Genomic DNA, 14,061 nt, shown 5'->3' with positions numbered 1-14,061 from the left:
CGGTGCTCCGGCGTCGAACGACGCCAAGCGGTCTTGAGCAAGCGCGTTGTGGTTGGTGCCACTGCCGTGGCTCGTCTCATCGCGCGTGTGCATGACGCCGACCTAGGTGGCTTAGCAAACGGGTCGACCCGTATGATAAATCGATATGAGCTCCTTTCCGTCCTCCAGGGGACGTCCCAGGGATCCCCGCTCGCACGAGGCGATCATCAGCGCGGCCACAGAGCTGGTGATCGAGGTCGGCTACGCCGCGACATCGATCGGAGCTGTGGCCGCCCGTGCCGGTGTCGGCAAGGACACGGTGTACCGGAGGTGGCGGGGCAAGCCGGAGTTGGTCTTCGAGGCCGTGTTCACGACCACCGACCATGTTCCTGCCCCGGACACCGGAACGCTGGCCGGCGACCTGACCGCGCTGCTGCGGAGCCTGGTCGAGGAGTTCCACGCACCTGCCGCCGCAGCGGCGCTCCCAGGGCTGCTCGCTGACTTCGCCGCCGATCCGGTGCTGAAGGCGCGCATCCGCAGCCAGTTCCTGGCCCCCTCGAAGGAGCGGCTGCTGATCGTCTTCGAGCGTGCCGTGGCGCGCGGGGAGATCGCGGCCGGCACACCCGTGGATCTGGTCCTGGACACGCTGGCAGGAGCCGTGTTCTTCCACGTCGGTCTGGTCGGCGAACACCTCGACCGTCAGCTGGCCGGCTGGCTGGCTGCTGCCATAGCCAAAGGAATCGAGATCCGATGAACGGCTGGCTTCTCGCAGCGGGCATCACCGCGTTCGGTGTGGCCGCAGCGCACATCGTCGGCGGGCACCGGGATGTGGTGCTCCCGCTGCTGTCCTGCGGACTCGCAGACGAACCCAAGCGCGTCCTTCATGCCGTGTGGCACATGGTGAGCGTCGATCTGGTGCTCTCCGCGGCCGCCTTGGTCTACCTCGCGCTGGCGGACGATACGTCAGCGACCGGCCTGATGGCGTGGTTCGTGGCTGTGCACTTCGTAGCGTACGCAGTCGCTTTCCTGGTCGTCACGCTGTCGGTCGGCTGGCCGAAGCCACTGCTCAGGCTGCCGCAGTGGATTCTTCTCCTGCCGGTCGCGGTCCTGACAGCGGTGGGTGCCGCGTAGCGACAGCCCGAGAGATACCGCCGCGGTGCCCGCGGGGCGGATCCGAGCCGCCGGCAGCCACCCCGCACACAAGCTGAGCGGTCTCGGTGATGCGGGCTGTGGTTCGGATATGAGGCCCAAGCGATCGGCACCGCAGTCGACCAAGCCCTGAACCGTCAAACGCGCACGCATCAATGGATCAGCAGCAAGTTTCAACAGAGCCGCTTAGTGGTCCTGCGGGAGGCGGTAGACCGACACGTGGGAACGCGATTCGGCGGTGAAGTCGGCTCCCGCCCAGTCGGCGTGCCTGGTCTCCAGCTCGAACCCGGCCAGCTGTCCCATGAGGTCGAGCTCCGCCGGCCAGATGTAGCGGTGCGGGCTGCGGAACAGCCGAGCCTGCCTGCTGTCGTCGAACCTGAAATGGTGGGACACGACGTGGTGGCGCAGGACGTCGTAGGTGTCCAGCCCGATGTAGCCTGGCTCGCAATGCCAGACCGTGGCCTGCTGACCCGGCGGTAGCCTGCGCAGCTCAGGAACCCAGAGCTCGATCACGAACCGGCCGCCGGGCGTGAGGTGGCGGGCGGCGTTGCGGAAGCAGGCGACCTGCTCGGCTTGGGTGAGCAGGTTGGAGATCGTGTTGTAGACGAGCCGGCGCTCCCGGGGAGTACACGCTCGTCCTCCTGCTCCATGCCGCCAACGATGGCCGTGGGGTGTGAGCGGTGTCCAACGAATTTCACGGCCGCGAGAGCGGCGACGATGCGACGACGCATGCCGCGGCTCCCGATCTGACGGCTTCGCGCGAGGTCCGGTGGCTCCCGCATGGGTCCAGGCCGGGGGCGCGGGGTGGCATGCTGGGAGGCCGGCGATCACGAGGAGATCAGCGATGAGCCACGCTTTCGGCACGCAGCCCGCGCCCCGGCGCACCCCTCTCAGCGCGGAGGAGAAGGCCAGGGGCGTGGCGAACTTCTCCACTCTCGTCGCCCAGGAGCTCCTCGGCAGCGGACGGTTCAGGGTGAGCGCCGACACGCCGGAGATGGTGGAGCTGTTCCAGGCGGTCGCCCGCCGGGTGGGCGAGATGCTGCAGCGGCCTGTGACCAGCTACGCCAACGGCAGGTACATCGTGATCACCTTCGCCCAGGAGGGAGCCTCGCTCTCACCGGCCGAGGAGCCCGCACAGCGTGACCGTCAGGCGTCGTCCACCTCCCTGTAGTGCTCACTCCAGGGAGGTGCGGGCGGTCGTCTGGAACGCTGAGCCCCAGCCGGGCAGGGAGCGTGCATCGACGAGGGCTTGCTCCGCCTGTATGTTTACGTAAACATACAGATGGGGCACGGCGCTCCGCCGACCTCGGGGACTTTCAGCACAGGAGCAGCAGCGCATGCCCGTTCTTCAGATCGACGACGGCGGATTCCGACTCGACGGTGAACCCTTCCGGCTCCTGTCCGGCGGGCTTCACTACTTCCGTGTCCATCCGGCGCAGTGGGCTGACCGGCTCCGCAAGGCGCGCCTCATGGGCCTCAACACCATTGAGACGTACGTCCCCTGGAACCTCCACCAACCCCGGCCGGACCGGTTCCGCATGGACGACGAGCTCGACCTGCCCGCCTATCTCGACCTCGCCGCCGCCGAGGGTCTCCACGTCCTGCTTCGCCCTGGCCCCTACATCTGCGCCGAATGGGAGGGTGGCGGGCTACCCTCATGGCTCCTGGCCGAACCCGACCTCCGGCTGCGCACCCGCGACCCCCGTTACCTTTCGGCGGTCGACGACTACTTCGCCCGGCTCCTCACCCCGCTCCAGCCCTACCTCTCCACGCGGGGCGGCCCGATCCTCGCCATCCAGGTGGAGAACGAGTACGGAGCCTACGGCGACGACACCGCCTACCTCGAGCATCTCGCCCACTCGCTCCGCCGGTGCGGCGTCGACGTCCCGCTCTTCACCTGCGACCAGCCCGCCGATCTGGCGCGCGGAGCCCTGCCGGGCATTCTCGCCACGGCGAACTTCGGCAGCCGCTCGGCCCAGAGCCTCGCCACGCTGCGCGCCCACCAGCCCACCGGCCCGCTGCTGTCGACGGAATTCTGGATCGGCTGGTTCGACCGCTGGGGCTCCCACCATGTGGTCCGCGACGCTGACCAGGCGGCGCAGGAGCTTGACGAACTGCTCGCCACCGGAGCTTCGCTCAACCTCTACATGTTCCACGGCGGCACGAACTTCGGGTTCACCAACGGCGCCAACGACAAGCACACCTACCGGCCGACCGTCACCTCCTACGACTACGACGCCCCTCTCGACGAAGCCGGTGACCCCACCGAGAAGTTCACCGCCTTCCGCAAGGTCATCGCCAAGTACGCGACAGTCCCCGACGAGCCCGTCCCCGCACCCGCGGCCAAGCTCGCCGTGCCTGCCGTAGCGCTGACGCAGAGCGCGGGCCTGCTGGAGAACGCCGAGTCGCTCGGCGAGGCCGTCGAATCCCGGCATCCGCTGACGATGGAAGAGCTTCGGCAGGACTTCGGCTTCGTTCTCTACGAGACCACGCTGCCGGCGGCCGGGCCTGTCCTGCTCGAACTGGAGCACGTCCGTGACCGCGCCCAGGTTTTCCTGGACGGACAGCCCGTCGGCGTCCTGGAGCGGGAGAACCACGAGCATGCCATCGCGTTCACCGTGCCGCGCGAGAACAGCGTCCTCAGTGTGCTCGTGGAGAACCAGGGTCGCGTCAACTACGGGGTGGGCATCCACGACCGCAAGGGACTGCTCGGAGAGGTCCTCCTCAACGGCTCGGAGCTCGCCGGGTGGACCAGCCGTCCGCTTCCGCTGACCTCCCTGGAAGGGCTCCCGTTCGCCGCCACCAGGACCGTGACGATCGGCCCGGCGTTCCACCGCGGCACGTTCGAGGTGGCCGAGGCGGCCGACACCTTCCTCCATCTCGACGGCTGGACGAAGGGTAACGCGTGGATCAACGGCTTCGCACTCGGCCGCTACTGGTCCCGGGGCCCCCAACGGTCCCTCTACGTCCCCGCCCCCGTGCTGCGCGAGGGCGCCAACGAGATCATCGTCCTCGAACTGCACGCCTCCCACCACGCCCGTACCGTCGACTTCAAGCAGACGCCCGATCTCGGCCCCACCGAGGAGTAGGACCGGCACGGGCACGCTGTGGCCGGGCACCGACCCTGCGGTACGGTGCCCGGCACACCGTCGGGAGCGGCGCTTCGACCGGCGACCCGGCGTTCCGGCCGTGGGCCTGGGACGGGAGAGCGCCCCCTCCTCCATGCTGTCGCTCACATGCACAGCCTCGCCAAGCCGAGCCCATAGAAACGCACGCGCCGAATAGCAGACTCAGGATCCTGGTTCCCCCGGATGATCGATTGCAGGGGGTTCAGCGGTCGTCTGAGATCAGAAAGCCAAGCGCCTGCCGGAGGTTGTACTCGGCGATCCCCCTCATCGCGTCGCGGTCGGGGAAGTCTCCATCCAGCAGCCGAAGCGGTCCGGAGACGAGTGAAAGTCTCATCGCCAGCGTGTAGAAGGCCAGACGCTGTTCATCGAGTCCACCGCCGTTCAGCAGCCGGTAGTGCTCGCCTAAACGGATGCGCAGGAACGCGTGCTCCCATTCGACGTCGAAGAACATCAGGCCCTCGATGTCGATGAGGACCGGCTGCCCCAGCCGGTCCACCAGTACGTGGTCCGGTCCCAGCTCCCCATGGATGAGCCCGTACTCCGAGCGCGGACGCACGGCGGCGGCCAGTCCGCGCACCACCTCCTCCAGACGGTCGCGGACACGTCCGATCCGTGCGTCGCGGAAAGCGGCTTCGGCGAGGTCGTTGAGCGCGCGGTCGAGGACGACCCGCTCGCATGATCGGCCCCGGGAGATGCCGCCGTCGTCGATCAGGGCGACCTTGCCGAAGCCCGGTCCTGTGTGCCGCCGCATGACGTCGAGCGCCTCGGCGAGCCGCGCCAAGGTCGCTTCCATGCGGTGCGGCTCGCGGCGAAGCAGCGCCTCGAGGTTCTCGCCGGGCACGTCCTCGACCACTGCGATATCCGCCGGGTAGTGGCTCCTGCTCCGGTCGGCCAGATGCACTCGGGGCGTGCGGACCCCGAGGGCGGCCAGGCGCCTGTTGGCGGCTTGGAACAGATCGATGCCAGAGGCGTGTGAGAACGGATCCGCATGATGCCCGGCGTCATCGGCACGCGTGGCGGGCCAGAAGTTCTCGGCGTCGTCCCAGATGTAGACGATCGTGGTGGAGCCATCGTCGAAGGTGAGGCGGTACACGCCTTTCTTGCTGCCGCCCTTGAGCCGTGACACGCCGGTGAGGCGATGTTCGGCTCCCAGAGCCGCGCGCGCGACCCCTTCCAGATGATCACGCGTGACAACCCTGCGCGCTTCGTCCACGTCCTGCTTCTCCCCCGTCTCGGCTGCGCGGTCCCTCTCTGCCGAGAGGGCAAAGGATCGGGTTCCTGGGCGCATCACCGCATAAGCGGCCGATCTTAGGCGATGCCTGCGCGCCTACGAGGAGGGAATCCGATGTCGGTGTGTGTTTTCCGGTACCGCACGCGTTGGCCCTGTCCGAGAAGTCCGACGTGGCCAGCGTACGGCCGGGCGGCACGACGAGCATCTCCTTGACGCGTACGAGGGCCTGCTGTGCCAGGTAGACGGTGCCGCCGACCGGGGTGGCGTCGAGCAGCTCCTCTCGACAGCCCGGCCGGTCTCCATGACGGACTGGTCGTCGGTCAGGAGGTGCCGTCCTCAGCGTTCGCATTGACGGCCGAACCAGCTCACCGATTCTCGTCTTCCCGGCTTGACCTTGCCCCTAGGTCAAGGTCCGAGGATGCTCTGCATGAGCAACAACGCACTGCACACCGTCGAAGCACAGATCCGCGAGCAGGCCGCCGCCCACTGCGAGTCCAACAACGTCCCCGGGTTCGTCACCGGTGTCTACCACGCCGGCGAGCAGATCATCGTCGCCCACGGCACCGCGAACCTCGCCACCGGCGCCCCGATGCTGCAGGTCACCGGATTCCTGTTCGGCTCCGTCACCAAGGTATTGACCACCACCCTGGTCCTCCAGCAGGTCGACCGCGGGTCGCTGGACCTCGACTCGCCGGTCGTGAAGTACCTTCCCGACTTCGCGCTGGCCGTGCCGGGTGCGGCGGACAAGATCCTGGTCCGGCACCTGATCGGGCACACCAACGGCATCGACGCGGACCTGTACTTCCCCGACGACAAGGGCCGCGACGCCCTGAAGGCCTACGTCAAGGGTCTGGCGAGCGGCTGCGGCAGCCTGTTCGAGCCCGGCGAGCAGCTCAGCTACTCCAACGGCGGCATGATCGTCGCTGGCCGCCTGCTGGAAGTGGTGACCGGCCTGCCCTTCCACGACCTGCTGGCGCGCGAGATCTACGCCCCGGTCGGCATGAAGGACTCCGGCACCTCCGCCGAGCAGGCCATCCTGCGCAGCACGGCGGTCGGCCACTTCCTCGACCTCGAGACCATGGCGCCCAAGCCCACGACCATGTTCACGCTGCCCGACACCTGGGGCCCGGCGGGCGGCACGCCGATCGGCACCATCGCCGATCTGCTCGCCTTCGGGCGCACCCACCTCGCGGGGGGCGTGTCCCCTTCCGGCACGCGCGTTCTGTCGGCCGAGTCGACCGCCCTGATGCAGCAGGTCTCCTACGACATGGGCAGTCCCAACACCCCACCGATCGGCCTTGGCTGGGTGCTGTACCCGTTCGGCGACACGACCGTGCTGGCCATGTCGGGCGCCTCGCCCGGCGGGGTCTCGCTCCTGTGCGTGCTCCCCGAGCACGACCTGGTCCTCGCCGCCTACGGCAACAACCCGGGGGCGATCATGCTGCAGGACCAGATCCTGCAGTGGCTCCTGAGCGAGCACCTCGGCGTCCAGATCCCCAAGCTGGTCACCGACATGGAGCAGGACGTCGATCTCGCCCCCTACGTGGGCACCTACCGTTCCAACCAGCTCCGCATCGACGTCAGCATCGTCGACGGCCAGCTCGAGGAGCGGATGACCTACGAGCCGGCGGACGAGTCTCAGGAGCGGATCTTCACCGAGTTCGCCGGCGGCGTGACCTCCGCCCCGCCGCAGCGCTACGTGCCGATCCGGCCGGGCCTCTTCGCGCCCGCCGGCTACCCGCTGGAGGCGTTCGACGGATACCTGCGGCTGCTGCTGCTCTCCTTCCACGACGTCCGTGACGGCCAGGCCCGCTTCCGCAACGGCGGTGGCCGCCTGACCCGCCGAGCCTGACCCTGCCGTTGGTGGAAGGATGTCGAGCATGCTCACGATTGGCCAGCTCGCGGACTACGCCGGAGTGACCATCAAGGCCATCCGCCACTATCACGAGCGCGGTCTGCTCACCGAGCCCGACCGCGACTCCTCCGGCTACCGGCGCTACACCGCCGAAGACGCCATCACCCTCGTCAAGATCAGGACCCTGGCCCATGCGGGCGTGCCCCTGGCCCGCATCAGGGACCTTCTCGACGCCGACCCGGAGACGCTCACGTCCGCCATCGCCGAGATCGATCAGGATCTTGAGGACCGCATCGCGCGGCTGGGACGAACCCGCGACCAGCTCGCCCAGCTGCGCGGCGGCGACCGGCTCTTCGTCTCCCCCGAGGTCGCCGACTATCTCGACGACCTGCGCGACCTCGGCGTCAGCGAGCGCCAGGTCCACCTGGAACGCGACGGCTGGATCCTCCTGCAGACAGCCTCACCCGAGGACACCTCCCTGTGGATCGCCGAGAAACGCGAGCTCATGACCGATCCCGAGTTCCGCGCCCTCTACCTCGACCACGACGCCGCCTACGACTGGTCGCCTGACGATCCCCGCCTCCTCGGCCTCGCCGACCGTACCCGGAACTGGTTCACCAATCACCACAGCCGATCCGAGACCCGCCCCGTCCAGAACCCGGCCATCGCCCGGTTGGCCGCGCAGTCCCAGCCCGGTGCCTCATCCCCGGCTTGGGACCGCCTGGCCCAACTCGTGACCGGCTGAGCCGCCATGGTGTGCCGCTCGGTGGGGAGTGTCTGATCGCCGGTGGACATGGTCGCGGCTGACCAGCCGAGCGTGATGATTCGACGGGAAGGATCTTCCGATGGCAGCAGTCCGGCTTCGTCAGGTCCCTTGGGTTATCGGCCCACATCGTCCAGCGGCTGCAGCGATCGTGCCCATCGGCGTTCCACGTGGCAGTTGGCCTACATTGGTCTGAATGATCCCTTCAGCACGCACGAGCGCGTCCAGGTCACGGCTCCGCTGGATCCCGACGGTCGCCCAGATCGGCAGTGTCTGGCTGATCGGCCTGGTGGTGACACCGTTCGTCTACGGCGCTCTGTTGATCGCCGCGCTGAGCGGCAACTACGCCGTGATGCTGATCCCCGCCGCCGCGATGATCCTTGGACTCTACGTGGTGGGCAGCCTGACCCCAGCCGCCTCGCCCATGACCGTTGCGAGAGGGCGCAGACTCCTGTGGTCGATCACCGTCTGCCTTGCGGGAAGCGCCGGATGGTGGGCCGGTCTCTGGGTTCTCGCCCAGCCTTCCGCGTCCATGCCGCAGAACTGGCCGGGGATACTCGGCGGCCTGCCGTACGCGCTGGTGGCAGGGGTCTTGATGGTGCGCTGGACCGGGCTGATCTCGCTCGTCCTGAGCGGGGTGCTGGTCATCGGCGGGGTGTTCCTGGTTCAGAAGGGCCGCGCCGAGCGGGAGGCCACCGCGCTCGCCGAACGTGTCGCGCCGGTGCGGGACCTGATCTACATGATCGACATCCCGGGCCACAGAGAGGCCGGGCGTGACAGCTCCTGGATCGTGGCGTCGTTCGAGCCGGTCGACACGACCGGCGTGAAGGTATGGCAGGAGCGCACGATCTCACTGGCCGCCACGCGCGGGACGCTGAGCGCCTGTGGCGGGCAGACTCTCGCGGTCGCCTTCGGCCGGGACGAAGAACCCGCCTGTCTTCGGGAGGGGCCAGGGCTGTGGTATCTCACCGGCAAGATTCCGAAGCCGAAGTGGGGGTGCCCCTGCGGGCTGCATCAGTATCTGCGCCAGGACGGCGGAGTCCTGGTCTCCGGCGGTGCGTCTGACGCGGTGCCGCGGGAGGTGCTCCGCCGCGCCGTCCTTCAGGCGCGGCACGCGACTGAAGCAGACCTGCGAAGGCTGGCGACCCCCGGTGGACAGTGATCCGCGGCCGCGTGTCGCGAAAGCGTGGCTTCCGTTGGGATCCGCAGCTCCGCGGACATCGCCGACCACATGCTCAGGGCTCCCCGCGTAGACCTGCAGCGGAACGAGGAACCATCGAACCGGAAAGTGGCGGCTCAGTCGTCGTGGGCGATGTGCATGAGCTGCCGCCACACCAGTACCACGAACACCGCGGAGCCGGCGAAGGCGAACCAGAACGGCGCCGCGACACCGAAGCGGGTGGCCAGAACTCCGCCGATCAGCGAGCCGACCACCAGACCGGCGTAGACGCAGATGGCGTTGACGCTGCCCACCCTGCCCTGCAGCTCGCGCGGGACCGCGCGCTGGCGGACGGTGACCGAGGTCGTGCCCCAGATGAACGCGTGCGCGCCGAAGACCAGGAAGATGCCCCCGGCCACCCACGGCGAATGGGTCAGGGCCAGACCCAGGTGGGTGAACGTTTCGATGATGAGCCCGATCCGCATCAGGGCGCCGAGGCTCACCTTGCGGGTGATGGCCCCGTACAGGCCGGTGCCGATCAGTCCGCCGATCCCGCCGATGGTGGTCATCAGGCCGAAGCCGATGGCGCCGAGGCCGAGCTGCTCCTGGGTGTAGAGGACGAGAACCGACCAGGCCGCGCCGAACGTGAAGTTGAAGATCAGGATCGTGAGCGCCAGCGTGCGGACCGCCGCGTGCCGGATGGTCCAGCTGAACCCGGCGATCAGTTCCCGTACGGTGTCAGGTCTGGGATCGTCGCTCTGTCGGCCGTGCGGTGGCAACGTGATCCGGGAGACCAGGACGATCCCCGCCATCACCAGGAGTAGCTGGCCCGCGAACGGCCAGGTGAAGCCCAGGCCGAACAGCGCCGCGCCGATCGGCGGCCCGGCGAGCTGATTGAGCGTGATGAACCCCGTGCCCAGGCGGGCGTTGGCGATGACCAGATCGTCCTTGCTGACCATCATGGGCGTCAGCGTGGCCGTCGCGTTGTCGGCGAACACCTCGGCGATGGACCTGAGCGTGAGCGCCACCAGCGCCGTCACCACGGTCACCGTGCCGGTCACCATGAGCACGACGAGCGCCGCCAGCACCAGAGCCCGCGCCGCGTTCGCGACGAGCACGATATTGCGCCGGTTGTGCCGATCCGACAGCACGCCGGCGTACAGGCTGAACAGCAGCGGCGGCGCCCAGCTCACCAGGGCCGACAGCGAGATCATCAACGGATCGCGGGTCAACGTCGCGATCAGCAGCGGGCCCGCGGCGGCCGCGACCCCGTCACCGAGATTCGTCAGCCAGCTCGAGGCCAGCAACCATCGGAATCCTGTTCCCAGCCGGGCAGGCAGGACCCTCTCCACCACTGTGATCACGAGCGCAAGACCATACGTTTCGGAGCGAGCTGCGGCAACACGTTTTCGCGTCTCCCGAGTTCGTTTACCTCGGCCCCCTGGTCGGGCGAGTTGCCGCCCTTTCCCCGAGTCGCCCTTGCGAGGGCCGGCCACCTCTCACGATGAGTTTTCGCCACCTCCCGGATCCATACAGGTATTGCGGCAGATGCCGTAGCAGGTGGACACGGGAGAAGAAGCCAATGAGCAGGATGTTCGTGGTCCGTTACGAGACGGGGGCCGAGGCGGCCGAGGAGAACCAGCGCCTGGTGCGGCAGGTGTTCGCCCAGCTGAACGAGGACCGCCCTGACGGCCTGCGTTACGCGACTTTCCGGCTGGCCGACGGCGTGAGCTTCGTCCATGTCGGGATCGTCGAGGGCGAGACGAACCCGCTGACGGAGTCGGCCGCGTTCGAGGAGTTCCAGAAAGGGATCGGCGAGCGGCTGGTCGCTCCCCTGGACCGGTCCGACGCCACCCTGGTCGGCTCGTACCGCCTCCTCGCTGACTGAGGTCCGCGACCGGCCGCTCATGGGCGCGTGGCGCGCTTGTGAGCGGCCGCCCATGATGGGGACGACCGACACGACGGGGGCGTCCGCAGGCGATGAGAGGAGCAGCAGTGTCATCAGCCGGCCCGCCACGGGTGGCGACAGCGAGCCCGGGCGAAGAGGATTTCGGCAGGCTCACCCAACCGTTCAGGCGGGAGCTGCTGGCGCACTGCTACCGGATGCTCGGCTCGGTCCACGAGGCCGAGGACCTGGTCCAGGAGACCTATCTGCTGGCCTGGCGCGGCTACGGGAACTTCGAGGGACGGTCGTCGCTGCGCACCTGGCTGTACAAGATCGCGACCAGGGCGTGTCTCAAGGCGCTGGAGCGCGGAGCCCGGCGCCCGCTGCCGTCCGGACTGGGCGCCCCCAGCGACGACCCGGAGGGCCCGCTGGATCCGCGGCGGCCCGAGACACCGTGGCTGCAGCCCATCCCCGACACGTTGTTCGGCTCCGCACCGGCCGATCCGGCCGCCATTGTGGAATCTCGGCACACCATGCGGCTGGCCTTCATCGCCGCCTTGCAGCATCTGCCACCGAGACAGCGCGCCGTGCTGCTGCTGCGTGATGTCCTCGCGTGGCGAGCGTCCGAGGTCGCCGAACTGCTCGGTTCCACGACGGCCTCCGTCAACAGTTCGCTCCAGCGCGCCCGGGCTCAGCTCGCCCGGGCGAACCCCGCCGAGGAGGAGATCGTGGAGCCCACCGACCCTCGGCAGCGCGCGCTGGTCGACCAGTACGCCACCGCCTTCGAAGACGCCGACATCGCCGCGCTGATGCGGTTGCTGACCGAGGACGCGATCTTCGAGATGCCGCCGATCCCGACCTGGTTCGCCGGCCGCGAGCACGTCGGACGGTTCCTCGCCACCCGGCTGCGCACCCCCGGCGCCATGCGCATGATCCCCACCTCGGCCAACGGGCAGCCCGCTTTCGGGGTGTACCTACGCCAAGAGGACGGGCGGCACCATGCCCACGCCATCCTGGTGCTCACTCTCACCGCCGCAGGGATCACGCGGATCACCATGTTCCACGACCCCGGCCTGTTCGCCGTGTTCGGCCTGCCGGACCACCCACCAGGCTCCTGACCGACCACACGGTAGAGAGACACCGCAGGAACCCGGGCCGCGGGACCCACCCGCCCGTAGGCGGATGGACCGGCGAGCCGGGCGCTGCGGCGCCGGTCGCGGACTTCGGTCACACGACAAGGAAGGTACACATGGGTACCCGGCAAGCCGCGCTGAGCCAGGGCAGGACGAATCTCGCCCTGGCCACGCTGTTCTTTGGAACGTTCGTGCTGGGCACTGCCGAACTGCTCGTGGCCGAACGCCTGAAGTGACGCCTACCGCCTGGCGCGTCGCCGGTGGATCCGCAGGACGGCCGCCGCGGCCCCGGCGCCGAGCGCGATCCCGCCCGCCAGGGCGGGCACCCAGTCGCCCAGCCGCACGTACGGCGTCTCCTCGGCGGACAGCGGCACGTTCACCACGAACGCGCCACGATAGTCGGGCGGGAACCAGGCCAGCCGCCGGCCGCGCGCGTCGAACGCCGCGGACGTGCCGTCCAGCTCGACCAGCACCGCGGGCCGGCCCGACTCGACCGCCCGCAGCGCCTCGAAACTCGCCTGTTGCGCGTGCGCCCAGCTCCCGTGGAACGTCGTGAGCGAACCCTGGGTGATCGTCACGTCCACGCCCCTGCGGGCCAGGCCGCGCCGCAGGTCGGGAAAGGTCGACTCGTACGAGATCAGCGGCCCCACGCGGCGGCCTGCCACCTCGAACACGGTCAGCCCCGCACCGGTGATCCGGTCCTTCTCCGCCGCCTCGGTATGCCCCGCGATCCACCCGAGCACCGGGCGCAGCGGGATGTACTCGCCGAACGGGGCCAGGCGCTGCTTGACGTAGGTGTCCACGACCCCGTTCGGCGTGTACTGGTAGGCCGACTTGGCAATCCTGCCGGAGGAATCGGCGGCGTCCACGTTCACCAGCAGGTCGGCGCCCACCTCGGCGGCTGCCCTGCGCAGCAGGCGGTCCACGTCAGGACGCCGGGCGGGGTCGAGGCCGACGCTGCTCTGGCCCCAGACCACCACGTCGGGATCACGGCCGGCGAGCTCGCCGGTCAGGCGCAGGTGCGCGGCCACGCGCCGGTCCGGGCCTGGCACCGGGCCAGGCTGCACGCCCGCCACGCGCATGACACCGGTCACGACGGGCTCAGGCCGTACCAGCCCGGAGCACGCGGGCAGCGCCGCCAGCGCCACGGCGGCCCCCCCGCCGGCCAGCCTGGCGCGCGGGCTCGCGCCCCGGAGCATGGCGATCGCGAGCCCGGTGTTGACGGCGACCAGCGTGAAGCTGAGCAGCCACACCCCGCCGAGCGCGGCCAGCCCCAGCACCGGCCGCACCTGCCACTGGCTCGACCCGAGCAGCCCCCACGCCCCGCCGAGGTGCTGCCACGAACGCAGCGCCTCGACGGCCACCCACACCGAGGGCAGCACCAGCAGCGCCACCGCCGCTCTGGCCGGCGTGACGCGCCGCAGCAAGCCGTACGCGACCAGCCCGAACGGCACCCACACCAGCCCGATGACCAGCACCGCCAGCGGCCAGAACACCCCCAGGAACGGCAGCACCCAGTGGTGCAGCGTCCCGAAGAAGCCCGCCGACGCCCACCAGCTCCGCCACCCCGCCTCGCGGAACGTCCCCGCGCCTGCCGCCAGGAGCAGGAACGGCACGAGGCCGAACCACGCCCACCACCAGACGTTCACCGCGGGAAAGGCCAGGGCCAGGCAGGCGCCGGTCAGGGCGGCAAGCAGGCGCGGGCCCCAGCGGCGCGCCACGCCGACGCGCTCGGCCGTGACGGTTACGGACGCGGTCGACACATCGTCCCGCTACCCC

At 69.3% G+C, this 14,061-nt stretch carries 13 protein-coding genes; 9 read left to right on the top strand and 4 right to left on the bottom strand.

Annotation, left to right across the window (positions count from 1 at the left end; all coding sequences use genetic code 11):
- The first annotated feature begins 145 nt into the window (after window positions 1-145).
- Together ABFX50_RS40150 and ABFX50_RS40145 are read left to right on the top strand one after the other, a co-directional pair.
- Complete coding sequence (locus ABFX50_RS40150; protein ID WP_346154162.1) at window positions 146-733, top strand: TetR/AcrR family transcriptional regulator; 588 nt, start codon at window positions 146-148, stop codon at window positions 731-733.
- Window positions 730-1,110 (top strand): hypothetical protein, encoded by a 381-nt coding sequence (locus tag ABFX50_RS40145; RefSeq protein WP_346154160.1) that lies wholly within the window; start codon window positions 730-732, stop codon window positions 1,108-1,110. Before ABFX50_RS40150 ends, ABFX50_RS40145 begins: the two co-directional genes overlap by 4 nt.
- Before the next feature lie 204 nt (window positions 1,111-1,314).
- Here ABFX50_RS40145 and ABFX50_RS40140 read toward each other — a convergent pair whose 3' ends face one another.
- Window positions 1,315-1,641 (bottom strand): hypothetical protein, encoded by a 327-nt coding sequence (locus ABFX50_RS40140; RefSeq protein WP_346154159.1) that lies wholly within the window; start codon window positions 1,639-1,641, stop codon window positions 1,315-1,317.
- A gap of 331 nt (window positions 1,642-1,972) precedes the next feature.
- Between ABFX50_RS40140 and ABFX50_RS40135 the strand changes: the two genes are divergently transcribed.
- Together ABFX50_RS40135 and ABFX50_RS40130 are read left to right on the top strand one after the other, a co-directional pair.
- On the top strand, window positions 1,973-2,299 hold the full coding sequence (locus tag ABFX50_RS40135) for a hypothetical protein (protein ID WP_346154157.1): 327 nt from the start codon (window positions 1,973-1,975) through the stop codon (window positions 2,297-2,299).
- Window positions 2,300-2,525: 226 nt separating this feature from the next.
- Window positions 2,526-4,217: a glycoside hydrolase family 35 protein gene (locus ABFX50_RS40130; RefSeq protein ID WP_346154211.1), complete on the top strand. Its 1,692-nt coding sequence runs from the start codon at window positions 2,526-2,528 to the stop codon at window positions 4,215-4,217.
- A 241-nt stretch (window positions 4,218-4,458) separates the two neighbouring features.
- Here the strand turns inward: ABFX50_RS40130 and ABFX50_RS40125 are convergent, their stop codons facing one another.
- Entirely contained in the window at window positions 4,459-5,469 is a 1,011-nt protein-coding gene (locus ABFX50_RS40125; protein ID WP_346154155.1) for a phosphotransferase family protein, read from the bottom strand.
- Between the two features lie 445 nt (window positions 5,470-5,914).
- Here ABFX50_RS40125 and ABFX50_RS40120 point away from each other — a divergent pair, with 445 nt between their 5' ends.
- The 3 genes from ABFX50_RS40120 to ABFX50_RS40110 all read left to right on the top strand — a co-directional run bounded on the left by ABFX50_RS40120 (window position 5,915) and on the right by ABFX50_RS40110 (window position 9,267).
- The gene (locus ABFX50_RS40120; RefSeq protein ID WP_346154153.1) at window positions 5,915-7,339 is read left to right on the top strand and encodes a serine hydrolase domain-containing protein; all 1,425 of its coding nucleotides are present in this window, start codon (window positions 5,915-5,917) and stop codon (window positions 7,337-7,339) included.
- A gap of 28 nt (window positions 7,340-7,367) precedes the next feature.
- Entirely contained in the window at window positions 7,368-8,087 is a 720-nt protein-coding gene (locus ABFX50_RS40115; protein WP_346154151.1) for a MerR family transcriptional regulator, read from the top strand.
- Window positions 8,088-8,301: 214 nt separating this feature from the next.
- Window positions 8,302-9,267, top strand: coding sequence for a hypothetical protein (locus tag ABFX50_RS40110; RefSeq protein ID WP_346154149.1), 966 nt, complete (start codon window positions 8,302-8,304; stop codon window positions 9,265-9,267).
- 134 nt (window positions 9,268-9,401) lie between these two features.
- Here the strand turns inward: ABFX50_RS40110 and ABFX50_RS40105 are convergent, their stop codons facing one another.
- Window positions 9,402-10,628: an MFS transporter gene (locus ABFX50_RS40105; RefSeq protein ID WP_346154147.1), complete on the bottom strand. Its 1,227-nt coding sequence runs from the start codon at window positions 10,626-10,628 to the stop codon at window positions 9,402-9,404.
- 218 nt (window positions 10,629-10,846) lie between these two features.
- On the opposite strand from ABFX50_RS40105, the gene ABFX50_RS40100 reads away from it, so the two are divergent.
- Both ABFX50_RS40100 and ABFX50_RS40095 read left to right on the top strand, forming a co-directional pair.
- Window positions 10,847-11,152 (top strand): hypothetical protein, encoded by a 306-nt coding sequence (locus ABFX50_RS40100; RefSeq protein ID WP_346154145.1) that lies wholly within the window; start codon window positions 10,847-10,849, stop codon window positions 11,150-11,152.
- Window positions 11,153-11,259: 107 nt separating this feature from the next.
- A complete protein-coding gene (locus tag ABFX50_RS40095) occupies window positions 11,260-12,267 on the top strand; it encodes a sigma-70 family RNA polymerase sigma factor (protein ID WP_346154143.1) in 1,008 nt (335 codons plus the stop codon).
- 254 nt (window positions 12,268-12,521) lie between these two features.
- Here the strand turns inward: ABFX50_RS40095 and lnt are convergent, their stop codons facing one another.
- Window positions 12,522-14,045 carry an apolipoprotein N-acyltransferase gene (gene lnt, locus ABFX50_RS40090; RefSeq protein ID WP_346154142.1) on the bottom strand — a complete coding sequence of 508 codons (1,524 nt, stop codon included), beginning with the start codon at window positions 14,043-14,045 and terminating at the stop codon, window positions 12,522-12,524.
- Window positions 14,046-14,061: the final 16 nt, after the last annotated feature.

The organism is Nonomuraea recticatena (assembly GCF_039533245.1).
GTDB lineage: Bacteria > Actinomycetota > Actinomycetes > Streptosporangiales > Streptosporangiaceae > Nonomuraea > Nonomuraea roseola.
Note: the sequence above shows the minus strand (reverse complement) of the source record. Positions and strands in the feature narration are given on the sequence as shown.

Coding starts and splice junctions, on each gene's coding strand:
- ABFX50_RS40150 (WP_346154162.1), top strand. CDS start 146: ATGAGCTCCTTTCCGTCCTCCAGGGGACGTCCCAGGGATCCCCGCTCG.
- ABFX50_RS40145 (WP_346154160.1), top strand. CDS start 730: ATGAACGGCTGGCTTCTCGCAGCGGGCATCACCGCGTTCGGTGTGGCC.
- ABFX50_RS40135 (WP_346154157.1), top strand. CDS start 1,973: ATGAGCCACGCTTTCGGCACGCAGCCCGCGCCCCGGCGCACCCCTCTC.
- ABFX50_RS40120 (WP_346154153.1), top strand. CDS start 5,915: ATGAGCAACAACGCACTGCACACCGTCGAAGCACAGATCCGCGAGCAG.
- ABFX50_RS40115 (WP_346154151.1), top strand. CDS start 7,368: ATGCTCACGATTGGCCAGCTCGCGGACTACGCCGGAGTGACCATCAAG.
- ABFX50_RS40110 (WP_346154149.1), top strand. CDS start 8,302: ATGATCCCTTCAGCACGCACGAGCGCGTCCAGGTCACGGCTCCGCTGG.
- ABFX50_RS40100 (WP_346154145.1), top strand. CDS start 10,847: ATGAGCAGGATGTTCGTGGTCCGTTACGAGACGGGGGCCGAGGCGGCC.